Consider the following 23353-nt stretch of genomic DNA (forward strand, 5'->3'; position numbering starts at 1 on the left):
TATTAAATTGCCTCCTTAAGCATTGGTTGTTGACCTTCTACTTCTACACGTAATTGCTTGTCCTTCTCTGAAACTACTAAGCTAACAAGTTGAGTATCCACATCTATAAACTTGGTTACAGCTTCGGCATTGTCCACAAAAATTGGTGCCTGGATACCATAATGAGCAGATAGTGTATTGATGATGTCTAAGCCAACATTAATTTTTGCTGCATTGTTTAGGCCTGTGCCGTATGGAACGCCTTTGAATGTCGTTTCACATACTTCGTTAAGACCACCGTTTACCTGAGTATCGAATAGTTTGAATCGTGCATATTTGAACTTGCTGTTAATAAGATCTGTGAGCATGTTTACTTTAGTACGAATAAATTCTTCTATTAAGAATGTTGTATGCTCTAGTTTTTCGTACTCTTGAGCAAGTTTCGCTTGTTGATCTTCAAGTTCAACAATACGTTCTTTACTTGCTTCAATGTTTGCATGCTGAGCAATAGCACTATTACACTCATTACGCTCAAAATTAAGCTTCGTGATTTCTTCATCAATACCAGCAACTGCCTCGTATGCATGCTCATTTAGTTGCTTAATATCAGCCTGTAACGCTTCGATTTGAAGATTGATAGATTTGTATTCGTCTGTAGTTGCTACATCTGGTACCAATGTCTGTGCTTGCTGTAATTTATCAGTGAACTTAGTCAACTCTTTCTGAGCAGTTTCAAGTTTGTTCTTAGCAGCATCGATTTCTGTGTTGATGTTGAATACCTCTTTGTTTATTGCATCTTTACGTTCTTCCTTCTGTGCCTTTTCCTGAGCAAGCGCCTTTCCTCTTTCATTTACACCTGCAAGTAGAATCGTTCTTTTATCATTGAACTGTGCTAAAGCTTCATTTCGTGCAGCTTCCACTTGATCTACTGGTAATGTCTGTTTACATGTTGGACATTCGCATTTATCTTCATATTCAAACTGCATAGTGTTGTGTTGATTCCATTCGTTACGAAGTTTAACTAAGCTGTTTTCAGTGTGCTGAATATCATTTGAAAGTTGATTTAACTCAGATTCTTTCGATTTCTTGAAAGCTTCTTTATGGTTAATATCTGACTGGATGACCTGAACATTACCTTGGGCTTCTTGAACTCGCACTCGGAGCTTAGTAACATTCTGTAAGCTATCAGCTTCAAAATTTATTTTAAGATCACTACGCTTCATTTCTAGCTCTTGCAACTGGCGCTGTTTATCAAGTACCGATGCACCATTCTTCACACGTATTTTTTGTTCCTGCAGCTCTTCAATATCAGCCTCAATCTTAGCTACCTGTTGTTGCATTTTTTCAACATCTACAGTTGTTTCAGGCATCATTTTATTGATTTCATCAATACGTACCGGAATCTTATCTAGCTCGTCATTGATATGCTTTTTCTTACTGGCGATGATCTTTTTCATTTCATCTAATGTTTTGCCACTAAGTAACTCATTTAACTTTGCTAAGGCCTTGTTTGAAGCGATAACTTCCTCATCTGAAATATCACCGCAAATTTCTAACAATAGCTTGCGTTTATCCTGCCATTTGATTTGTTCATTAAAGTAAGTTGGTGATGTTAGAAGCTTGAATACTTCTTCATCTACGATGCTTTCAACCTTCGTTGTGTACTCTTTTTTAGACATTGGTACATCGTCCACAAAATGTTCTACAACGTGGCCAGTAAATTCAGCTACAGCTTGTCCACGCTTTTTAGTCCACTTCTCTTTGTAAATTTTCTTTAATGTAACTGGCACACCATCAACTAAAAACGTACCTTCAACTGTATGCTCCAGGTTATGTCGTTCGGATCCATCGTTGTTTAATGTCTTGATAGCAAAATCCTTTTTGTTGTTGCTGTCTTTATCGAATAACAGCCATAAGAACCCATCAAACGTTGTAGTTTTACCTACCTCGTTATCACCATAAATCTGCGCATTACCACCATCTAATTGAATGTCTAATGATTTAATGCCCTTAAAATCACGTAATTTCAATACTACTAACTCAATTTTCTTCATCTTTTTTGCCCTCCTGTGGTAGAATGATTTAAATAATGTTTTTGCAGACCACTGTTAGCGCAGTGGTTTTTTATTTTGATGGTTTGTCCCATCAAGCAGCCTGCAAATTCCTTAGAGGATACGGCTAACCAACCATTTGCAAACTGCTTGACGAGAGCGAGATAACACTCGCAAACGTCTTATTTAAGGTCATACGTTGTTGTCATGGCTTGACCGTATGCTTTACGTTCCAATACGTTTACTGCATCGATGATGCAGTTTATCGCTAGTCCTATATCGATGTCTTGATTAGCTGCATATATTTCATACAAAGCTCTAGCTTCGTTTTTCAAATTGTTTATGATTTCGTCCACTTTATGACCTCCTTGTGGTATACTGGACTTGTGTAAGTAGTCGAGCTGTTTAATCACTCCAATGATTAAGCAGCTTTTTTATTGCCAACATGTGATTATTGTTGGTACTCCGATAACTAACATCGTTAACATGGCACCAACACAAAATTTTCTGTGTGATTCTGGTACATCTTCTTCTGGTAAGTAAAAATAGTTATCAAGCCATTTCCACAACCTCTTTCACCGCCCTTTGTAGTGTTCCGTTCTTATTTAAATCAGCCACAGTAGACCATAATCGTTTGCATTCCCGGAGTTTTTCTAGTTGTTTTAACGAAAAATGTAAGTCTTGTTTACGTTGATGCGCTTTACCAGTTTCACCTTTACGTGCAAGCATGCTGATTTCTTTCGTTAGATCATCGATACACAATAATTCACGTTCAATTTGTTCTTCTATTTGAATAAAACTCATATAATAAATCCCTTCTGTCTCAAATCCTCATAATGTTCAGCATAAGCCTCTGAATAACTCATTCCGACATACTCTATAGCTCTCATAAGCCACATTTTCTTTGCTGTTTCAGCCTCTATTCCTTCCTCAATAGCTTTTTTAATATTTTCTTTTTCTTCAAAAGTTAAAGCATGAGCTGGTTTAGAAAAATTAGTGCGCTTAAGTGCTGCTACAAATTCTTCTTCCTCTTCTATTGTTTTTTCTCGGACACTACAACGGTGTAGGTCAACATTCGGACCATTTAGCAACACTGGACCCGTTCTTGTGTATTCATATTGAACAGCTATCGCAAGCTTTGGATCATCGTATTTTTTCATCAAAGTTTGACTAATATCTGATGGTAATTTAGAGCGTCCGGTTTCAATTTTTGATACAGTCTCTCGTGACAAATCTAATTCCATGCTGAGTTGCAATTGTGTTTTACCACCTCTTATCCCTCTAAATGCTTCGCTTACTAAATTGGTAGTTGCATTCATATTTCCATTCCTCTCTATTCAGTTAAGGTCACATATCACACTAAAGTTAACTCGTATGCGACCATCAATTTTAAGTAATTTGTGTATAATAATGTTAAGAGGTAGATTTGCCCCTACCTCTTAGATTTCTACTAGATTGGTAGTTTGATTTATACTGAGGCCATTTGCCCTGGCCTCTCCTAATTTTTCGGTTGTTTTTGCCACCACTTGCGAATGTATTCGTTAGCGAGTTCGGCATCCATCCACCACTTAGAACCGATTTTCTTTTTTGGAAAATCTTCATCATAAAAGAAATGCTCTTTTATAAATGGAATACTCATTTTTGTTTGTCGAACCAATTCTTCCATATCCCAAAGAGTATGTTGAATAATTAATGTGTCTAGCCTCTTTTGAGCCTCTTCACGTAGAATAGATTCAGCTTTTTTTTCGTAGTAATCAGTATCGACTGTAATCATTCTGATGACCTCCTACCAAAGGTTGCTTTGCCCAGCAGCCTTTTATTTAACTAATTTAAGTTGTGATTGTTTGTTATAACTTTCAATTTCGATTTCAAGCGATGTACTTGGTCGCCATTTAGATATGAAGTAAACAGCATCGTCAAATTTTGTTTTTGGCAACTCACTATAACGAGGTAATTGGAAGTGACGTTTGAAGTCACGCCATAATTCTCCGAACGCTTTGCGAGCTACTGCGTTATATGCCGATGAATCGTATCCACCAAGAACTTCAAATACTTTAGCTTTACCTTGCGAATTCAGTGCGAACTCTTGGGCACCGTTAATTCTCATGTGATCTTTTAGATATTCAACATCACCTTTGATATTTTTTATTTCTTGGTAGTTTTTGAGTGATGTTTGTAATGCAAGTTCAATCGGATCTTGTTGTTTTGTTTGCTCAATGACTTTGTAATATTCATCAACTAACATTTCGTAAGCGTTCCAAGCTTCATTAGTATTCAAAGACTTTGCGTGCAGTAATGCACCTTTTTCTGTCCATAAATATAAAGAGGCTGTATTTTTCTTAACCAACCCTAAATTTTCGAAGTGGTCTTTAAAGGTTTTTAACTCTGCACCTTGTAATAAGAAGAAGTGTTTTCCTTCTTTAAAACGACCTTTGTTATTACTGAAATTTTGTTGTACTAATTTTTCTTCAGCTCCATAACTTTCAGCGATTTGAGCTGTTGTAAGTACTCTTCGATTGTCGTGTACGATAATTTGTAATTGATTCATAACGAACCTCCTTTTTGTATTTAATGCTAAAACATTAAGCTAACTGCTTTTCTATTGATGAAGAAACACTCGTAACCTCTTTTATAACGGATTCCGTTAGTTTTTCATCAAAAAAAGTCGCTACTGGTACACCTAGTATTGTAGCTATAATTTTTAAGTGTTCTGCACTTAACTTACTAATTCCATTTTCGATTCGACCATATGTCATTTCTGTTACATTAATACCTTTTGCAACACGTCTTTTAGTTACACCGCGTATTATACGAATTTTTTTTACGTTCTCGTGAATCATGTAATCACCTCTTTCCGACTAACGTAATCCGTTAATAACACTATACTAACGATTTCCGTTAGTGTCAACTAGTTTTATATTATTTTTCTCAAATTCCGTTAATAATATATCAAATTCCGTTAGTTTTGGGTATGCTTCAATTATAGAAAAGAGGTGTTTAAATGAGTGATATGATTGGTTCTCGTATTAAAGAACAACGAAAAAAGATGCACCACACACAACTACAATTAGCTCAAAAAATTTCTGTTTCGCCTCAAGTGATTTCAAACTGGGAGCGCGGTTACACTGAGCCAAGCGCTGAAGATATAGCTAGATTATCAGAGGTTTTATCATGTCCTAGTGATTACCTATTGGGTAAAACAACCGATACTTCTATTAAAGAAAATAATAAACTATCTAAAGATGAACGTGATATAGCTAAGCGCATGGACGAACTACGAGGAGACTTATCATCTGCAGAAGGTTTATTATTCAACGGTGAGCCAATGAGTGATGAGGCAAAAGAATCTTTGTTAGAAGCAATGGAGTTTGGCATCCGACTCGCGAAGAAAAATAACAAAAAATTCATTCCTAAAAAATATAGAGATAGAGAAGAATAACTGATTCGAGGGATGCAAATGGATTTTATCCAGTCTAAGGTCGATGATTTATGCAAAAAATATGGTACTAGAAATCCATTTGAATTAGCAGAGTTTCTGAATATTAACGTTATCCATTGGGATTTACATTATGAAATAAATGGCTTCTATCAGTACGAAAAACGTAATCAAATTATTTTTTTAAACAACAATCTTTCATACGATGATCAACGTGTGGTTTGTGCGCATGAATTAGGACATGCTGTTTTGCATAGATGTTCTAGTGTTCCGTTTATGCGTGCTAACACTCTTTTTTCTATTGATAGACTTGAAGTAGAAGCAAATAAATTTGCTGCTTATCTATTAATTCCAGATGAAAGTTTATTTGATTCATATGATCAAATGACTATCTATGATATAGCTACCTTATTTAATGTTCCTGTAGAATTTGCGGAACTAAAATTTAAGGGGCTATTTTAATACGTAAAAAAGAACATATATTCTGCTCCATAGGAGGGGTTGCACGATGGCTAGTTTTCGCAAACGAAATAATACCTGGCAATACCGTATTAGAATAAAAGATCATCAAACAGGTCAGTGGAAAGAAACAACTAAAAGTGGATTCAAAACTAAAAAAGAAGCTCAGCTTGCAGCAAGTAAAGCTGAAATAGACAATGAATATTACGGTTTTCAAGAGGATGGCAAAGAAACAATAGCTCAATATATGCCAAAATGGTTCGACTTATATAAACGACCACATTTAAAAGAAAGTACCATCAATCTGCAAGAACGAACTATAAATAATGTTATTTTGCCAAGATGGGGCAACTATGCATTAAAAGATATAACGAGAGCTGAATATATGAAGTGGATTTTAGAACTAAGCGATACCTACTCTGACGGATCTATTAGACGATTCCACAGTATTTTCGCAAGCGCATTAAATGATGCTGTTTTTGAATTTAAATTATTAAGGGAAACCCCTTTATCTCGATTGAAATTACCGAATAAAACTCGAGATAAAAAAGTAAAGTTCTTTACTATTGAAGAAATGAACTTGTTCCTAGATGCAACAGCATTAAAACCAAAAAACGCAAAGTATCAGCACTCAGTTGAAAGATATGCAATGTTCTTTACCATGGCTCGAACAGGATTACGTATAGGCGAGATTTTATCGCTTGAATGGGAAGATATTGATTTAGTAAATAACACCATCGATGTTAATAAAACCGTCTATTATGACAATGATACAAATAAACCTGTTGTATCTGATACTAAGACGACATCTAGTGAAAGAGTTATAGAATTTGATGAAGAAGTGGCGAAGGTTTTAAAAAAGTGGAATATCAATCAGAAAGAAATCCATTTGCGCTATCCATATATGAGGCCACAAATTAAAGAAAAAGAAAAAATGTTAGTTTTCCATAATACAAGTGGTACCTACTGGCAAGCTAATGTAGTGCGAGAACATTTTAAAGAAATTTGTAAACGTGCAAATGTTCCTGTATTATCTCCTCACGCTCTTAGACATAGCCATGCCGTTCATCTTTTAGAAGCTGGCGCAGACCTAAAATATATCTCAAGAAGATTGGGACATAAAACAATAAAAACAACTGCAGATACATATCTGCATATAACAAAAAAAATCGAGCGCAATGCACTCGATTTATATAAAAAACACGTTAATTCGTAAATTCGTGGGCAAAATGTGGGCAAAAAGGGTTTTTGGCACTTAACCAAGTAACCACAAACCCTTATATACCAACGTTTATCGGTGTTTTATCCGATAGACCCTTCCATTTCGAACTTGATCAGACGGTTCATTTCTACTGCGTATTCCATTGGTAATTCTTTTGTGAATGGTTCAATGAAGCCCATTACGATCATTTCTGTCGCTTCTTCTTCAGAAATACCACGAGACATTAAGTAGAATAATTGTTCCTCTGATACTTTTGAAACTTTCGCTTCATGCTCTAAAGAAACATTATCATTTAAGATTTCGTTGTAAGGAATTGTATCTGAAGTAGATTGGTTATCCATGATTAACGTGTCACATTCAATGTTCGCACGTGCACCACTTGCTTTAGGGCCGAAACGAACTTGACCCATATATGTTACTTTACCACCTTGTTTTGCAATCGATTTCGAAACGATTGTTGAAGATGTGTTTGGTGCCATATGAATCATTTTCGCACCTGCATGTTGGTGTTGCCCTTTACCTGCTAGCGCGATTGATAATGTCATACCACGAGCGCCTTCACCTTTAAGGATACAAGCTGGGTACTTCATTGTTAACTTAGAACCGATGTTACCGTCGATCCATTCCATCGTACCGTTTTCTTCAACAACTGTACGTTTTGTTACTAAGTTGTATACGTTGTTCGCCCAGTTTTGAATCGTTGTATAACGGCAGTATGCGTCTTTACGTACAACAATTTCTACTACTGCTGAGTGTAAAGAGTTTGTTGTGTAAACAGGAGCTGTACAACCTTCAACGTAGTGTACGTGAGCACCTTCGTCTACGATAATTAGCGTACGTTCGAATTGACCCATGTTTTCAGAGTTAATACGGAAGTAAGCTTGTAACGGTGTTTCCACTTTTACACCTGGTGGTACATAGATGAATGATCCACCTGACCAAACAGCTGAGTTTAGTGCAGCGAATTTGTTGTCAGTGTAAGGAATCACTTTACCCCAGTACTGTTTGAAAATATCTTCGTTTTCACGTAAAGCTGAGTCTGTATCTTTGAACACAATACCAAGGTCTTCAAGATCTTGTTTCATGTTGTGATATACTACCTCAGATTCGTACTGAGCAGATACACCAGCAAGATATTTTTGTTCTGCTTCTGGAATACCTAATTTATCAAAAGTAGCTTTGATTTCATCAGGTACTTCATCCCAAGATTTTTGTGTAGCTTCTGATGGTTTTACGTAGTACGTAATTTCATCAAAATCTAAGTCTCCTAGGTCGCCACCCCATTGCGGCATTGGTTTTGTATAGAAAGTTTCAAGTGCTTTTAAGCGGTATTCAAGCATCCACTCAGGCTCTTGTTTCATATTTGAAATTTCACGGACGATTTCTTCAGTTAAACCACGTTTTGAACGGAAAATTGATACGTCCTTGTCATGGAAACCGTATTTGTAATCGCCAATATCAGGCATTTTTTTAGCCATTGTTTCTCCTCCGTTCATGAATTATTGTTATTTATCTAGTCTAAAACGAAACCCCTCGTCCTGAATGAAAACATGTATTATTGCTTTTATTCAAGTGTTTATTGGGATAAAATTATTACTTTACGCCTTTTTCCATCGCTTTCCAAGCTAACGTCGCACATTTAATACGTGCAGGGAATTGTGAAACACCTTGTAGTGCTTCAACATCCTCAAGGTCATATTTCTCGCTATAGTCTTCACCCATCATCATTTTAGAAAAGATATCAGCAAGCTCTAATGCTTCCTCAACCTTTTTCCCTTTGATAATTTGTGTCATCATGGATGCAGACGACATCGAAATTGAACAGCCTTCACCGTCAAATTTCGCATCCTCTACAATACCGTCAGTCACTTTAAGCGTTAAGTGAATACGGTCACCACAAGTTGGATTGTTCATATCTATCGTTACAGCATCTTCTTCAATCGATCCTTTATTACGAGGATTTTTATAATGATCCATAATGACTGAACGATATAGTTGATCTAAATTATTAAAAGACATCGCCAAAATACTCCTTCGCAGAACGTAACCCTGTAACTAGGCGGTCAATATCTTCCTCTGTATTATACAGATAGAAACTTGCACGCGCTGTTGCTACTTGTTGAAGACATTTCATTAGTGGCTGAGCGCAATGATGTCCTGCACGAACAGCAATACCGCTCATATCAAGAACCGTTGCCACATCATGTGGATGTACATCGTCTAGGTTAAACGTTACAAGTCCACAACGCTTCATTGGATCACGCGGGCCGAAAATTTTAAGTCCGTCAATTGTTTCAAGCTGATCCATCGCGTAGCCTGCAAGCTTATGCTCATGCTCCGCAATATGATCAAGCCCAATTTCAGTTAAGAAATCAATAGCGGCTCCTAAACCTATTGCACCTGCAATAATAGGCGTTCCACCTTCAAATTTCCACGGTAATTCCTTCCACGTCGAGTCATAAAGCCCAACAAAGTCAATCATTTCGCCACCAAATTCAATTGGCTCCATCTTTTCAAGGTGTTCCTTTTTACCATATAGTACACCTATTCCTGTTGGTCCGCACATTTTATGCCCTGAGAATCCTAAGAAATCTACATCCAAATCCTGGACATCGATTTTCATATGTGGTGCTGCTTGTGCCCCATCAGCTACCATTACAGCACCATTAGCATGTGCAATTTGAGCAATTTCTTTAATTGGATTAATCGTTCCTAATACGTTTGAAGCCATTGACACCGACACAATTTTTGTTTTAGGCGTAATAGTCGCACGTACCTTCTCCAAGTTAAGTGTGCCATCTGCTTCAAGTTCAATGTATTTCAGTGTTGCATTTTTTTCCTTTGCTAGTTGCTGCCAAGGAATAATATTAGAGTGGTGCTCCATGTGAGTAATGACAATTTCATCACCCTCAGCAACATTAGCACGACCATAACTTCCTGCCACTGTATTTAAAGCGGTTGTAGTACCACGAGTAAAGATAATTTCTTGTGTTGATGTAGCATTGATAAACTTACGAACCTTTTCACGTGCTCCTTCATACTTGTCAGTAGCACGATTTCCTAATGTATGCACACCACGGTGAACATTGGAATTATCGAATTCATAATAATGCTTCATTGCTTCTATCACTTGAATAGGTTTTTGAGAAGTTGCTGCACTATCAAGATAAACAAGCTTATGACCGTTTACTTCCTGATTTAAAATTGGGAAATAGCTTTTAATGTCTTTATTCATCATTAGCGAACTTTCCTTTCAATAACCTCCGTCAGTTGCTTTTGAACGCCCTCGATTGGTAATTGCGTAACAACTGGCGCAAGGAATCCATGGATAACAAGGCGCTCTGCTTCTGCTTTTGAGATACCACGACTCATTAAGTAGTACAGTTGTAGTGGATCTACTCGACCAACAGATGCTGCGTGTCCTGCTGTTACATCGTCTTCATCGATTAATAGAATTGGGTTTGCATCGCCACGAGCTTTTTCAGAAAGCATTAATACACGTGATTCTTGTTGTGCATCAGCTTTTGTTGCACCGTGTTCGATGTAGCCAATACCGTTAAAAATTGATTGTGCTGCGTCTTTCATCACACCATGCTTTAAGATATGACCGTTTGAGTTTTTACCCCAGTGACGAACTTCAGTAGTAAAGTTAAGTTTTTGTTCACCGCGACCAACAACTACTGTTTTTGTATCAGCATGAGAACCGTCACCGATTAGATGTGAAATGTTTTCAGAAATAGTATCTGAATCATTCATTAAGCCAAGAGCCCAATCTACTTTCGCATCACGAGCTAGTCGAGCGCGACGATTAACATAAGTAGTATATCCTTTTGCAAGTACATCAACAGCACCGTAAGTAACTTGTGCATTATCTTGCACTACTACTTCTGCAATAATATTTGCTTGACCTTTTGCTTCTTCAACTGTTGAAATATATGTTTCAACATACGTTACAGCTGAATTTGCTTCAGCTACAACTAATACGTGGTTATATAAAGAAGCTTCTGCGTTATCGTTTAAGAATACTACTTGAAGCGGCTGTTCGATAATTACATTTTTCGGTACATATACGAACACACCACCATTTACAAGTGCCGCATGAAGCGCTGTTAGCTTATGCTCATCAACTTTTACTGCTTCTGTCATAAAGTACTTTTTAACAAGCTCATCATGTTCACGAATTGCTGTTAAAATATCTGTAAAAATAACACCTTTATCAGCAAGTTCTTGTGATGTTTTAATGAAAGCTGGTGTGTTATTGCGTTGAATATAAAGATTTTCTTGTGCCTCAAAATCAATTAAGCTTTTTGCTTCTTCTGGTAATGCATCAAGTGAAGCGAATCCTTCACTGTCAACTGTATGCGTTGGGAAATTCACAAAATCCCATTTTGTAATATTTGTTCTGTCTGGTTTTGGCAAATCTAAACCAGTTACTTTGTCTAGTGCTGCCGCGCGAAGCTCTGTAAACCAAGCCGGTTCACCATTTGCTTCTGAGAACGAGCGCACGTCCTGTACTGTTACAGGCAAGTTAAGTTCCACTGTCATGCTAGTTCGTCCTCCCTCTTATGCTTCTTGTTCTTCTGTTTCTTCTTCGATACCTAATTCTTTTTTAATCCAGTCATAGCCTTCTGCTTCTAAACGTTGTGCTAATTCTTCGCCACCTGATTTAACAACACGACCTTGCATCATTACGTGTACATGGTCTGGTGTAATGTAGTTAAGTAGGCGTTGGTAGTGAGTGATCATTAAGCAGCCGAAGCCTTCTCCACGCATTGCATTGATGCCTTTTGATACAACTTTAAGTGCGTCAATATCAAGACCAGAGTCAATTTCATCTAAAATTGCGATAGTTGGTTTAATCATCATTAATTGAAGAATTTCGTTACGTTTTTTCTCACCGCCAGAGAAACCTTCATTTAAATAACGTTGTGCCATATCTTCATTCATTTCAAGGAATTCCATGTTTTTATCTAGTTCACGGATAAATTTCATTAGTGAAATTTCATCGCCTTCTTCACGACGTGCATTAATAGCTGAACGTAAGAAATCAGCATTTGTTACACCAGCGATTTCAGAAGGATATTGCATTGCTAGGAATAGACCTGCCTGAGCACGCTCGTCTACTTCCATTTCAAGTACATTTTCGCCATCAAGTTCAACTGTACCAGATGTTACTTCATATTTAGGGTGACCCATGATTGCAGAAGCTAGTGTAGATTTACCAGTTCCGTTTGGTCCCATAATTGCGTGAATTTCATTTGTATTGATAGTAAGGTTTACGCCTTTTAATATCTCTTTCCCGTCGATTTCAACGTGAAGATCTTTAATAACTAAAGTTGACATGAAAATACCTCCATAGTGTGTTCAGTGAATGGTGAACCATTCCTTAATTATCATCATTCTAATCTTAACTGAAAATCGTTCTCTATGCAAACCATTTCAATCACTTTCATTCTCTTCTGATATAATCCCTAAAAACAAAGACTTTGTAAGCATTTTCAGATTATTGCCAATCATTATTGACAATGAGAATCGACTTCCTTCATTTTCAATAAATAAGCTCTAATTGAGAATGAATTTCATCTAGCAACATAGTGGAAACCTCGCAGGAAGCGTTAATTGTAGCGGTTTTGTGACAGTTTTGCATAAATAACAATATCTATACTATAACCTTTTTCATTAGAATGGAATCAATTAAGGGAAAGAAATAAGGGACGTAAGATTTTATCGGAATCTTATTCTGCTTACTATAAAGATTCAGGGATGACATTAGTAATAAAAACGTATGCCATGTAAATACGTTGATTGGAGTGGAGGCTGGACGACTACTTGGGGATCAGCGATATAGAGGAACGAAGGCTAATAGCATCACGTCCTGTGATAACGCCTTCGTGACCAACATCCTGTTGCTGACGGTGCGTTTGCAACAAATGTTTTATCTGTGCGAAAGCGAAGCGGCAGCGGCAAATGTTTTATCTGTGCGAAAGCGAAGCGGCAGCAACAAATGTTTTATCTGTGCGAAAGCGAAGCGGCAGCAACAAATGTTTTCTGTGCGAAAGCGAAGCGGCAGCAACAAATGTTTTATCTGTGCGAAAGCGAAGCGGCAGCAACAAATGTTTTCTGTGCGAAAGCGAAGCGTCAGCAACAAATGTTTTATCTGTGCGAAAGCGAAGCGGCAGCAACAAATGTTTTCTGTGCGAAAGCGAAGCGTCAGCAACAAATGTTTTATCTGTGCGAAAGCGAAGCGGCAGCAACAAATGTTTTATCTGTGCGAAAGCGAAGCGGCAGCAACAAATGTTTTATCTGTGCGAAAGCGAAGCGGCAGCAACAAAGCGCCCAGCTGTAACGGAAATCACCCCTTCGTTATAGCGCAGACCCTTTCTTGCCAATACTTAATTGATGGAGACATCTGTTTTATTTACAATCATTTTTCATCTTAAATAGTATATAATTGAGGTATAATCAATCGTATTTTTCGATTAATAGAGGTGAAGATCTAGTGGAGTTACGTCAATTACGTTATTTTGTTGAAGTTGCTGAACGTGAACACATTTCTGAGGCTGCTGAACATCTTCATGTTGCTCAATCTGCAATTAGCCGACAAATTGCTAATCTAGAAGATGAATTAGGCACACCACTTTTTGAACGGGTAGGACGAAATGTTAAATTGACACCGATTGGAAAAACATTTCTTGAGCACACAATTACCGCTCTGAAAGCCATTGATTTTGCCGCAAAGCAAGTAGAAGAATATTTAGATCCGGCTAAAGGTACGATAAAAATCGGTTTTCCAACAAGCTTGGCTAGCTATGTATTGCCAACTGTTATTTCAGCCTTCAAACGTGAATATCCAGATTTGCAATTCCAGCTCCGTCAAGGCTCCTATCGCTTTTTAATTGATGCAGTCAAAAATCGCGAATTAAATTTAGCATTTTTAGGCCCGCTTCCACCGAAGGATGAAGCGATTCAATCAACAATTTTGTTTACTGAAAATATCGCCGCTTTACTACCAGCAAAACATCCATTAGCCAAAAGGGAAAGTATCCAACTCGCTGATTTACGCAACGACTTATTTGTGCTATTCCCAGATGGATACATATTACATAAAGTAGCAATGGATGCCTGTCGAGCTGCCGGCTTCTCGCCAAACATCATCTCCGAGGGTGAAGACTTAGATGCACTAAAGGGGCTTGTCGCTGCAGGCATTGGGGTCAGCTTATTACCAGAAAGCTCCCTGTATGATTCAGCTGCCCGCTTCACAGTAAAGGTGCCAATTACATCACCTACGATTCCAAGAACAGTAGGCATCATTTCACCCGTAAATCGTGAAATTGCACCATCAGAAAAAATATTTTTAAATTTTGTTACGAACTTCTTTTCACGCCTTTCACAATTCCAATAAAAAAATCGCCAGCTACGGCGATTTTTTTGTTTATGTGATTCTTTCCGTCAGATCGGCTGTTCTTTCCACGACTTTGACTGTTCTTTCCGTCGCTCTCGCCTTTCCATCCGTCGTTCTTACCTTTCTTTCCGTCGCTTTGATATCCATCCGTCACTTTGGCTCTTCTTTCCGTCGCTCTCGCATTCCTATCCGTCACTTCAGCTCTTCTTTCCGTCGCTTTGGCGTTTCTTTCCGTCGTTCTTGCCTTTCTTTCCGTCGCTTTGATATCCATCCGTCGCTTTGGCGTTTCTTTCCTTCGTTCTTGCCCTTCTTTCCGTCGCTTTGATTTCCATCCGTCGCTTCGACTCTTCTTTCCGTCGCTTTAGCGTTTCTTTCCGTCACTTTGGCGTTTCTTTCCGTCACTTCAGCTCTTCTATCTGTCGCTTTGATGATTCTTTCCGGGCTTCCCCTTTTTCGGGGGTCCTTTTAACATGGGGCACAAAAACGACACTTTACTATATCAAATTGCTTAAAAGAGTTAAAAGCAATACAATTGTAATTGGAGGGATAATTATGATTAAGACAGCTATCTGTGATGATATACCCCAAATGGCGGATGCAGTAGAAGAATTGTTAATACAATATAATCAAAAATTATTTGAGTCCAATGTTTTCTATTACCCTGAAAAGCTAATCAGACATATGAAAAAAACTGAATTTGATTTATTTATTTTAGATATTGAATTTCCTAATACTACAGGTATTGATCTTGCTGAAATAATTCGCCAAAACAATTTAAATGTTCCTATTATATTTTTAACTAATTACAAAGAGTATATGGAGGACGTCTTTAAGGTACAAACCTTTGATTACATAATCAAACCTGTAACTAAAGAGAACTTATTTCCAGTTTTAGATAGAGTAATGAGATATCTAGATGTAAGAGAAGAGAGGTTCATTTTTTCCTATAATAAAATATCTTATAGCCTCAAAATAAATGATCTTGTTTATTTCGAGAAAAATCGTCGCCAAGTTATTATTCATTCGTTAAATGAAGATTATGTCTCTAATATGTCTACCACTACGATTCTATCTAAACTAAATGACTGTTTTGTTCAAGTACACACGTCTTTTATAGTTAATGTAAAATATATCAAAGAAATCGGGAACAATTTCTTGATATTAAAAAAAGACAATAATTCTATTGAAATACCCATGAGTAGAAAATATAAAGAAACCGCTCGAGATAAAATACTAATGAAATTAAGGGACATAGTATGATAATCAATATATTTATTCGACTACTAAGCTTTGTAACTTATATTTTCTTACTTAACTTTTTTTTTTCAAGCTGGTCTACGTCCCAAAAATTATTTAGTAAACTAAATTTGTTAATTATCCTACTTCTTTTCCTGACTGTAGGAAGTTCCTTCATTATTAATGGAACTTTTTTGCCCTTCGTTAATATCCTACTAACCGTTTCATTGATATTGATAATTGCTAAGCAACATGATGTTCCCATTAAAGAAACTTTTTTTTGGACAATAGTTCTTTTATCAATTAACTTCATATGCGAATCACTGTCACTTGCATTATTCAAAAATTTATTCTCATCAACCGTCTATTACTCAAATAATACCATTTTCATTATTATTACTACTAGTTTTACAACGATTTTTGGAATACTAATATTTTCTGGAATTAAAATCTTATTTCTTCAAAAAGACAATCTTTTTCAATCCATTAATATTTCTGCATTATTAGCTCTAATTTCAATCCCTGTTATTTCGATAATTGTTTTGTTAGGCTTCTTATTATCCGAGATAAACATCAACATGAACTCACAACTAATTGAGTTTTTAGTAGCATCGGGTATTCTATTTATGAACATATGTGTTTTGTATTTGTACAATAGTCTAATCAAACACTTAAGAAAAATAAATCATATTTCAATCCAAAAAAAGGCACTTGAATCAGAAATAAAATATATTGAAGAAGTTAAAAAAAATCAACTAAATATCAAAGCTATAAAACATGATTTAAAGAATCAGTTTCTAGTTTTATTAGGTCTACTTGATCGTGAAGCTACCGAGGAAGCAAAAGATTATTTGATGAATTCCATTGAAGGACTAAACCAACAATCAAATTTTTACACTAACGACAGTGTGCTAAATTATTTATTGAATGAGAAAATCTCAATTGCTAAAAAGGAACAAATTGATTTCAAAGTTAAGATCTTTCTATCAGAAAAAATTAGTATTGATAACGATATTCTTGCAATAATAATTGGAAACTTAGTCGACAATGCTTTAGAAGCTTGCATTAGAATAAAAAAAAGTGAAGACAAAGAAATATTTCTAGTAATTAAGCAGTTCAATAGAAACCTCTTAATTGATATATCTAATACTTTCGATCCCTTAGAAACAAAATCTAGAAGAGATCGTCAAAATGAAGGAATAGGTGTTAGAAGTATAAATGCTTTAGTTGAAAAGAATGGTGGTTTATATAAGCATTGGATTGAAAACAAGAAGTATTTCGTAAGTATTGTACTTTTTGATATCTATTAACTTTATGACAATCTATTCTTAACCAAAATATTTTTAATAGATAAACACTCGACCTCAAAATTTTAGCTATTAAGGCTATAAAGGTCGAGTGTTTATCTATTTTTTGTTTCTTCTGAAAAGGTGCATTTGATTCCGAACAAGAAACATAACACTAATATAGCAAGATCGAATAGCTATAAAAACATTACTAATAAAGTTCGTTAGATAGTCTCGCTTTCATCTATTCTTTTACCAACATAACGAAGTATAGGAAGCATTACCAATAATACACATGAAGCTCCTATGGATGCGGCAAATTGAAAGTTTATCAACGACAGTGCAGAAACGTTAGCTAATATAACAATAGAAATAATGCTAGTAATTACTGTATACATTGTTGATGAAAAATAAATGCCAATAAAGCTAGAAAAGAGGACGATTGATAAAGTTAATAGTACACAAACTACAGCAACAAAAATAAAATCCACCCAAAAACTTTTAATTGGTTTACCCAGTATTGGAAAAATAGTTTCTCCTATTGAAAAAATTAAGTTGACCAATAGTAGTGCTACAAATTGAGACGAACCAAGGATGCATCCAAATACTATGTTCTTGATTAAATACAATCTACTCCGCTTTATTGGAAATAAAAAAACTCTATTTCTATTATCACCAACATAATTTTTAACAATGTGACGGCTTATTACTACAGCTCCATATACTGAAATAATACACATAGTTATTGTGCTTGCTAAACTAAGTATTGCTGGGTAACTTGTTAAAATATCATCTACATCATTTTCCTCAAATTTCCCCACGATTACAAAAAAATAAGTAAAAATCAATTGTGAAAGAAAGGTTAAAGTAAATGTTGGGAATATAATTTTCTTCATTTTAGAAACCTCAAAATGATAATAATTCATTAAATAAACACCTCCATTTACTTTCACTTTGTTGCAGTTAATTGGTGGTAATAGTCTAATATTCCACCTTCATAAATACGATTGATATCATCAATTTTTCTCATCTCACTCGTTCTACCATTTGACATAAAAACAATGTCAGTTGATATATCTTCTAGGTCAGCGAAAGTATGACTTGTTATAAGTATAATTTTTGTTCTTGCTAAAGATTTCAAAATGTTCTTAACTAATTCAATTCCATCAGGGTCTAGTCCATTAAAAGGTTCATCTAAAACTAAAATTTCCGGATTGTGTGTTAGAGCTACTGCCAACTGTAGCCTTTGCTTCATCCCTAAAGACATTTTTCCAATAACCGCTTCTGGAGAAACATTCAATTTCACCTGCTGCAAAAGAGGGAGCCATGAACTAGGTTTTTTTAACCCATAATAGTGAAAATGTTCTTCAAATAACTCATGAACAGTAAGTTCAGAAATACTGTCTAAAGAAGTAAATATCGTTCCTATTTTCAGTAAGTTTTTAAAATTATCCTTTTGTGAAACAAGATTATCACCAAACCAGATTTCTCCCTCATCAACAACAACCAACCCACAAATACTTTTCAACAAAGTAGTCTTTCCAGCACCATTGGGTCCTATTAAAGCATGTATTCCTCCTCGTTCGAAACACAAATACTCTACGTCTATCACTAGATGATTCTTAATATACTTTTTTAAGTTTTTTAGCATGACTTGATTCATATTGACTTACTCCTTTCTCGATAGGGCAAATAATGATAATCCAAAAGTAAATAGTGCCCATATAATAACCACAAATAAATCCACAAATGAAATTGATCCTAGGCCAAATAGTGTAGCCCTAATCAGATTACTCGTTGGTACAAAGGGAAGTACATTGTATATAATCGTCATCCAATCCGGAAGTCTATCAGCAGGGTAAGTAATGGGAGAAAACAGTAGGCCACCTATCATAATAATTTGTGTCACCAATGCAACAAAATTCGATGGAAGCCAATATGCTATCGCGAAGCCAATAGAAATCATTGCTACTTGTGCCAGCAGGGTAATAAGAATACTTGTAAGAGATACGTTGATTGATATATTAAATCTAATCATAGCAGCAAAGCATGACATAAATATTCCCGGTAGTGAAGCGAAACCCCAAATGATAATATCCGCAATTAGAATACTCATACGATTAACAGGTAAAGTCTTTTGATATCTTACAATTCCATCTTGTTTAGCAGTATTAACTATTTGAGCTGCTAAAACACAACCAACAGCAATAATCCCCAAAGTAATCGCACCTGAAGATAGATATAGTGAAGTTACTTCATCTATTTCCGGTATCAATAAAGCAAGCCCATATACAATGGCGAGAGCTAAAGCTGCTTGAGCTATACTAAAAGTTGGCAATAAATATTTGTGCCTAATCAGACTCCAACGCATCAAACCGCAAAACTGTAGTAAACTATAGTTTTTTAGCATTGCTTCAAAATGTATGTCAAGTTTACGTTTCATTTATCAACTCTCCATATAGATTATTTATTGAAGATGGTGCAAGCCGATAGTTGACTACTTCTTTTTGACTGATTTTTCTTAACACCCAATTTAAAGCATCTGGAACTTGTTCATGTGTTAGCTCGAAATCATATTGCATTTCCTCATCATTAAAATCAATATCTAGTGCTTCTGGAAAATCATTCAAGTCCAAAGAATTACTAACCGTTATCGTTAGTATGTTTGATACAGATAACCCTAAATTCACCTCTCTAATAGGAGAATCCTTAATCAATTTTCCTTGATCCATTAGAAGATATCTGTCAGTGTATTGTTCTACTTCTAACAAATTGTGCGTGACTACAACGATAATATGTCCTTTTTGCGCAAGCTTCCTCAAGTATCTCCAGATGATTTTTCTTCTCACAGGGTCTACATCATTTGTAGGCTCATCTAATAAAATAATAGGTGGCGGTGCTACAACTGCCATAGCAAATGAGGTTAGTCTTTGCAATCCCCCAGATAATTTTTCTCCAGATTTATTTGCCCATTCCTCAATCTGCAATTCCTGAATTATGTCATCAGTCAATTGCTTATTTTTATATCCACTAACACCTTTTATTCTTAAAACTGACTCAACAGATTGTCTCAATGTCACACCAGCTAACGGTGCATGAAACTGCGGCATCATTGATATTAAGCGTCGGGCAACTTTAGTTTCTTTAACCAAAGAATGTCCCTGATAAGTTATAAAACCACTATCTGGTTTTGTTACACCAATTATTTGGTTTAAGAATGTTGTTTTACCAGCACCATTGTGACCTGTTAGAGCTACAACTTCACCCGCAGAAAAACAAGTCGATATGTTATCGTTTGCTTGTACATTACCTTTTCGATAGCTTTTACTAATTGAGTGAATGCATAAATCATTTTTCATTTCTTCACCCCTCGTATTCTCTTATAAAATTTAGTGCACTATGTTAATTACACTATGCACAAAAGGAATAAACCATAGAAAAACTAATATGAGCGTAACGAAGTATCCTATTAAGCGAATTTTACTTAAAAAGGGAATCTGGCTGTTTAAAGCCTTTGAACTAAATTCTGTGAAAGGATCGTCAATAATCATAGAAACTAAAAGTTGTCCATCACTTTTTTTATGAAAGCGCAACTGCCAAAGAATTCTGATCCATAATATGGAACAAGATACAGGAAGAACCCAGCTATTAATCCAGAACTGAGAATAAGTCAAAATTGAAAGGAGAAATAAATCAAAAATTACTCCCGCACTAATTGCAGTAATTCTACCTAAGAATGACCATACCCAGATATGGGACATTGCAACTGTTGCGGTTGCCTTTTTAAAGTTTAGCTTCAATCCTCCTTTTGTTCTTTTCCAACTATTAGCGAATAGCATGTGCATTACCTCATGAATAGAAGTAGTCACCATGGAGAAGAGTATAATAAAAAGAATATTTACCCATATGTTTGTATCTTTTGAGATTAATTTGCTACCAATTGGAATACCAAAAAAGAATGTAGAAACAATTATACTTATTAAAGAAACGAAGCCAACAATCAATATCCCTTTTCTAAGAGCAGTCCACTTTTCCGCAACATTTTCTTCAGAAAAAACAAAATTTTCTAATTCTACAGACTGAATAAATCCAGTTTCAGTAAGAGTGTTTATGAACTCTTGGTCATAAATTTCTGGATTAAGAACCCCTGATGATAAAACAGTAACAATCTCTTCGTCAACAACAATTGGTTCGGATTTAGTTGATAAGATTATATAGTCCCCACACTTAAGTTTTCTACTAAATGTTGGATTCAAGACCAATAATTTAGACATAATATACTCACTTTCCACCTTCATAGTATTGAAAGATTTCCCAATCATCTACCTTCCCTTCACCACAAGTTGGACATTCTTTTGGAAATCTCGGCCATGAAGGATGTCTAAAAGAGGAACCATCTTCATAATTGATTTCGTATTGAGTTCCTAGACTTCTTGGTGTGGCATAATTAGTCACCAATCTGACTAATTCATCAACAATTCCTGAGGTTAATTGAAAAATTCCCGGTCCGTATGCAATTGATGGGGGATCAAAATTAATTTCTCTAAATCCAACAAATTGTTCGATGAACTTTGGATCATTTTTACTGAAATTTAAATTTAAACAGTCGAAACAACCTGTTTCCCTTGGAATCACTGTGTAAACTCGTCCTCTACTTACTTGAGAAGCTCCAAATACACATGGTAATCCAGCCCGTACAATTGCTTGGTTAACAATTCTATGAATAACAAAAGGAGGTTCATCAATTGCGCAAATTACCACATCCGCATCATTCGTAAATAATAGAACATCCTCAACAGTGACAATTTTTTTATTATGACTCTCAATGGTTATGTTTGAATTCATTTGAGAGAGTGCTTCCTCAGCTACTTCGATTTTCAACCTACCAATATCAGATTCTCTATATAGAAATTGTCTCCCAAGGTTACTTGCTTCAACTCTATCATAGTCAACAATAGTAATTTTTTTTGGGCCTAATCCAGCCAGAAGGGTCAAAATATTTGACCCTCCACCTCCAAGTCCCAATAAAAGTATACGTGTATCATTCATTTTTCTTTGAATGTCAAATCGATTACCTTGAGTATTCGTGAATCTGCTGAAATAGTTAACATTGGCAATGTATCTATCTTGAATTTCTTGTTCAGGCAGTGCTTCTTCAAGGACTCCTTCACTTTCAAGTAATTCTATTCCACCAATTACGTCCTCCTCAGTTAAGCTAGGAAACAAAGTCTGCATTTCCTTTACTACTTCATCTATATGTCGTCCGTCCAGTATTTTGGCTAGTTCCCAATACTGGTTTTCTGGATCTTCGAATTCTGTTGTAATCCCCAGTTGCGCTCCAATTCTGAATACTTCGGGATTTAATTGATATAAAGGATAAATCGGTTTTATTCGCGGGTTTTGAAATGACATAACTAAAGACCTCCTTATGTTATTATTTATCTGGCGTGTTTATTAGCGAAAGTCATAGAGTAGATTTTTGATAAATCAGCTGTGCAGATTTCAAAATATCGTTTATGTGTTCTGAAATAAGTTAAATAAAAACCAAAGGCAAGATTATTAGATAACCTCGCTTTTGGTTTTCGTCTGTCCTTAAACGATAATCCACCATGCTGTAGCATCAACCTTTACCGCTTTGCTAACTTTAACATTTTTCATAACTATCCCTCCCTTCGTATTAAATTACACTTTGCATAATAGGTTAGGGCGTTTGATCACATATAGGGTTTAAATAACAATAGTATTCTTTTAACCTAAAAATTAAAAGATTTTCCTTGCTATCGTTACATTCATAATAATGTTAAATTCCAAAAAAATTGGTGAGCTGTAACAATTGACAATCTAGATGTAATAATTAACCCCGTATATGACTCATAAATCAAAAATATGGTCAAATTCTTTCGTCTCCAATCGGAAACAAGAAATGAAGTTATTTTTATTTTTTTATTAATGCAGTGTAATCCTTACTAAATATCTTTTTGGAGTACACTAAAATTGCTAAATCCAATGCATCTTTACGGAATCTTTTCGATGAAGCAGCGAACAGCAATTTCAAACAACTAACACTAGAGTTAATACATAAAATGAGCGAGAAACCTATTGTTCATGAACGAGATACAAGCACACAAAAAATTGAGATTCATTATAGTTTTGGTCTTGGAAAATTAATCATCACAGAAGATGAATTAATCAAACAGGAAAAAATAAGAAAAACAAAAAAGCAATATGACCACAAATGCGATCAATATTGCTTATTCGTAAATATTTCCTTATGACAAGTTA

29 protein-coding genes are annotated in these 23353 nt (G+C 35.6%); 9 read left to right on the forward strand and 20 right to left on the reverse strand.

The window, feature by feature from the left end; all coding sequences use genetic code 11:
• Positions 1 to 2: 2 nt before the first annotated feature.
• From ACVWXS_RS05715 to ACVWXS_RS05750, 8 genes are all read right to left on the reverse strand, one after another.
• Entirely contained in the window at positions 3 to 2033 is a 2031-nt protein-coding gene (locus ACVWXS_RS05715) for an AAA family ATPase (RefSeq protein WP_456956814.1), read from the reverse strand.
• 179 nt (positions 2034 to 2212) lie between these two features.
• Entirely contained in the window at positions 2213 to 2386 is a 174-nt protein-coding gene (locus ACVWXS_RS05720) for a hypothetical protein (RefSeq protein ID WP_456956816.1), read from the reverse strand.
• 78 nt (positions 2387 to 2464) lie between these two features.
• Positions 2465 to 2599 (reverse strand): hypothetical protein, encoded by a 135-nt coding sequence (locus ACVWXS_RS05725; protein ID WP_456956818.1) that lies wholly within the window; start codon positions 2597 to 2599, stop codon positions 2465 to 2467.
• Positions 2583 to 2834 carry a hypothetical protein gene (locus tag ACVWXS_RS05730; RefSeq protein ID WP_456956820.1) on the reverse strand — a complete coding sequence of 84 codons (252 nt, stop codon included), beginning with the start codon at positions 2832 to 2834 and terminating at the stop codon, positions 2583 to 2585. Before ACVWXS_RS05730 ends, ACVWXS_RS05725 begins: the two co-directional genes overlap by 17 nt.
• Positions 2831 to 3349: a helix-turn-helix domain-containing protein gene (locus ACVWXS_RS05735; protein ID WP_456956822.1), complete on the reverse strand. Its 519-nt coding sequence runs from the start codon at positions 3347 to 3349 to the stop codon at positions 2831 to 2833. The genes ACVWXS_RS05730 and ACVWXS_RS05735 overlap by 4 nt, the downstream gene beginning before the upstream one ends.
• A 179-nt stretch (positions 3350 to 3528) precedes the next feature.
• A complete protein-coding gene (locus ACVWXS_RS05740; RefSeq protein ID WP_456956824.1) occupies positions 3529 to 3804 on the reverse strand; it encodes a group-specific protein in 276 nt (91 codons plus the stop codon).
• Between the two features lie 42 nt (positions 3805 to 3846).
• Positions 3847 to 4578, reverse strand: a complete 732-nt coding sequence (locus ACVWXS_RS05745; RefSeq protein WP_456956826.1) for an ORF6C domain-containing protein — start codon at positions 4576 to 4578, stop codon at positions 3847 to 3849.
• Between the two features lie 34 nt (positions 4579 to 4612).
• Positions 4613 to 4870 (reverse strand): helix-turn-helix domain-containing protein, encoded by a 258-nt coding sequence (locus tag ACVWXS_RS05750; RefSeq protein WP_456956828.1) that lies wholly within the window; start codon positions 4868 to 4870, stop codon positions 4613 to 4615.
• Positions 4871 to 5031: 161 nt separating this feature from the next.
• Between ACVWXS_RS05750 and ACVWXS_RS05755 the strand changes: the two genes are divergently transcribed.
• Genes ACVWXS_RS05755 through ACVWXS_RS05765 form a run of 3 tightly spaced genes read left to right on the forward strand, consistent with a single transcriptional unit; the run spans position 5032 to position 7141 of the window.
• Entirely contained in the window at positions 5032 to 5469 is a 438-nt protein-coding gene (locus tag ACVWXS_RS05755) for a helix-turn-helix domain-containing protein (protein ID WP_456956830.1), read from the forward strand.
• Between the two features lie 18 nt (positions 5470 to 5487).
• Complete coding sequence (locus tag ACVWXS_RS05760) at positions 5488 to 5928, forward strand: ImmA/IrrE family metallo-endopeptidase (protein ID WP_456956832.1); 441 nt, start codon at positions 5488 to 5490, stop codon at positions 5926 to 5928.
• A gap of 46 nt (positions 5929 to 5974) precedes the next feature.
• Positions 5975 to 7141, forward strand: a complete 1167-nt coding sequence (locus tag ACVWXS_RS05765; protein WP_456956834.1) for a site-specific integrase — start codon at positions 5975 to 5977, stop codon at positions 7139 to 7141.
• Between the two features lie 86 nt (positions 7142 to 7227).
• On the opposite strand, the gene sufB is transcribed toward ACVWXS_RS05765, so the two are convergent.
• The 5 genes from sufB to sufC all read right to left on the reverse strand — a co-directional run bounded on the left by sufB (position 7228) and on the right by sufC (position 12490).
• Entirely contained in the window at positions 7228 to 8625 is a 1398-nt protein-coding gene (gene sufB / locus ACVWXS_RS05770; protein ID WP_031417705.1) for a Fe-S cluster assembly protein SufB, read from the reverse strand.
• Positions 8626 to 8740: 115 nt separating this feature from the next.
• Positions 8741 to 9166, reverse strand: a complete 426-nt coding sequence (gene sufU / locus ACVWXS_RS05775; protein ID WP_423475491.1) for a Fe-S cluster assembly sulfur transfer protein SufU — start codon at positions 9164 to 9166, stop codon at positions 8741 to 8743.
• Positions 9156 to 10385 carry a cysteine desulfurase gene (locus ACVWXS_RS05780; RefSeq protein ID WP_402985486.1) on the reverse strand — a complete coding sequence of 410 codons (1230 nt, stop codon included), beginning with the start codon at positions 10383 to 10385 and terminating at the stop codon, positions 9156 to 9158. The genes sufU and ACVWXS_RS05780 overlap by 11 nt, the downstream gene beginning before the upstream one ends.
• On the reverse strand, positions 10385 to 11692 hold the full coding sequence (gene sufD / locus ACVWXS_RS05785; RefSeq protein WP_456956837.1) for a Fe-S cluster assembly protein SufD: 1308 nt from the start codon (positions 11690 to 11692) through the stop codon (positions 10385 to 10387). Before sufD ends, ACVWXS_RS05780 begins: the two co-directional genes overlap by 1 nt.
• Before the next feature lie 18 nt (positions 11693 to 11710).
• A complete protein-coding gene (gene sufC, locus ACVWXS_RS05790; protein WP_276563163.1) occupies positions 11711 to 12490 on the reverse strand; it encodes a Fe-S cluster assembly ATPase SufC in 780 nt (259 codons plus the stop codon).
• A gap of 458 nt (positions 12491 to 12948) precedes the next feature.
• On the opposite strand from sufC, the gene ACVWXS_RS05795 reads away from it, so the two are divergent.
• The 4 genes from ACVWXS_RS05795 to ACVWXS_RS05810 all read left to right on the forward strand — a co-directional run bounded on the left by ACVWXS_RS05795 (position 12949) and on the right by ACVWXS_RS05810 (position 15809).
• Positions 12949 to 13587, forward strand: a complete 639-nt coding sequence (locus tag ACVWXS_RS05795) for a hypothetical protein (RefSeq protein ID WP_456956840.1) — start codon at positions 12949 to 12951, stop codon at positions 13585 to 13587.
• 59 nt (positions 13588 to 13646) lie between these two features.
• Positions 13647 to 14549: a LysR family transcriptional regulator gene (locus tag ACVWXS_RS05800; protein ID WP_374965474.1), complete on the forward strand. Its 903-nt coding sequence runs from the start codon at positions 13647 to 13649 to the stop codon at positions 14547 to 14549.
• A 73-nt stretch (positions 14550 to 14622) separates the two neighbouring features.
• Positions 14623 to 14874, forward strand: coding sequence for a hypothetical protein (locus tag ACVWXS_RS05805; RefSeq protein WP_456956842.1), 252 nt, complete (start codon positions 14623 to 14625; stop codon positions 14872 to 14874).
• The gene (locus ACVWXS_RS05810; RefSeq protein WP_456956844.1) at positions 14829 to 15809 is read left to right on the forward strand and encodes a LytR/AlgR family response regulator transcription factor; all 981 of its coding nucleotides are present in this window, start codon (positions 14829 to 14831) and stop codon (positions 15807 to 15809) included. Before ACVWXS_RS05805 ends, ACVWXS_RS05810 begins: the two co-directional genes overlap by 46 nt.
• A 37-nt stretch (positions 15810 to 15846) precedes the next feature.
• Here the strand turns inward: ACVWXS_RS05810 and ACVWXS_RS05815 are convergent, their stop codons facing one another.
• A complete protein-coding gene (locus ACVWXS_RS05815) occupies positions 15847 to 16128 on the reverse strand; it encodes a hypothetical protein (RefSeq protein ID WP_456956846.1) in 282 nt (93 codons plus the stop codon).
• A gap of 235 nt (positions 16129 to 16363) precedes the next feature.
• On the opposite strand from ACVWXS_RS05815, the gene ACVWXS_RS05820 reads away from it, so the two are divergent.
• Positions 16364 to 17095, forward strand: coding sequence for a sensor histidine kinase (locus ACVWXS_RS05820; protein WP_456956848.1), 732 nt, complete (start codon positions 16364 to 16366; stop codon positions 17093 to 17095).
• 200 nt (positions 17096 to 17295) lie between these two features.
• Here ACVWXS_RS05820 and ACVWXS_RS05825 read toward each other — a convergent pair whose 3' ends face one another.
• From ACVWXS_RS05825 to ACVWXS_RS05850, 6 genes are read right to left on the reverse strand one after another with little or no spacing between them, the layout of a single operon-like run.
• On the reverse strand, positions 17296 to 17997 hold the full coding sequence (locus ACVWXS_RS05825; RefSeq protein WP_456956850.1) for a hypothetical protein: 702 nt from the start codon (positions 17995 to 17997) through the stop codon (positions 17296 to 17298).
• A gap of 23 nt (positions 17998 to 18020) precedes the next feature.
• On the reverse strand, positions 18021 to 18734 hold the full coding sequence (locus ACVWXS_RS05830; protein WP_427498899.1) for an ATP-binding cassette domain-containing protein: 714 nt from the start codon (positions 18732 to 18734) through the stop codon (positions 18021 to 18023).
• Positions 18735 to 18740: 6 nt separating this feature from the next.
• Positions 18741 to 19514, reverse strand: coding sequence for an ABC transporter permease (locus ACVWXS_RS05835; RefSeq protein WP_456956853.1), 774 nt, complete (start codon positions 19512 to 19514; stop codon positions 18741 to 18743).
• The gene (locus ACVWXS_RS05840) at positions 19504 to 20430 is read right to left on the reverse strand and encodes an ABC transporter ATP-binding protein (protein ID WP_456956855.1); all 927 of its coding nucleotides are present in this window, start codon (positions 20428 to 20430) and stop codon (positions 19504 to 19506) included. Before ACVWXS_RS05840 ends, ACVWXS_RS05835 begins: the two co-directional genes overlap by 11 nt.
• 30 nt (positions 20431 to 20460) lie before the next feature.
• Entirely contained in the window at positions 20461 to 21345 is an 885-nt protein-coding gene (locus ACVWXS_RS05845) for a hypothetical protein (protein ID WP_456956857.1), read from the reverse strand.
• A gap of 7 nt (positions 21346 to 21352) precedes the next feature.
• Positions 21353 to 22483 (reverse strand): ThiF family adenylyltransferase, encoded by a 1131-nt coding sequence (locus tag ACVWXS_RS05850; RefSeq protein WP_456956859.1) that lies wholly within the window; start codon positions 22481 to 22483, stop codon positions 21353 to 21355.
• A 566-nt stretch (positions 22484 to 23049) separates the two neighbouring features.
• Between ACVWXS_RS05850 and ACVWXS_RS05855 the strand changes: the two genes are divergently transcribed.
• Positions 23050 to 23346 (forward strand): hypothetical protein, encoded by a 297-nt coding sequence (locus ACVWXS_RS05855; RefSeq protein ID WP_456956861.1) that lies wholly within the window; start codon positions 23050 to 23052, stop codon positions 23344 to 23346.
• Positions 23347 to 23353: the final 7 nt, after the last annotated feature.

This window comes from Lysinibacillus sp. TE18511, from assembly GCF_054062295.1.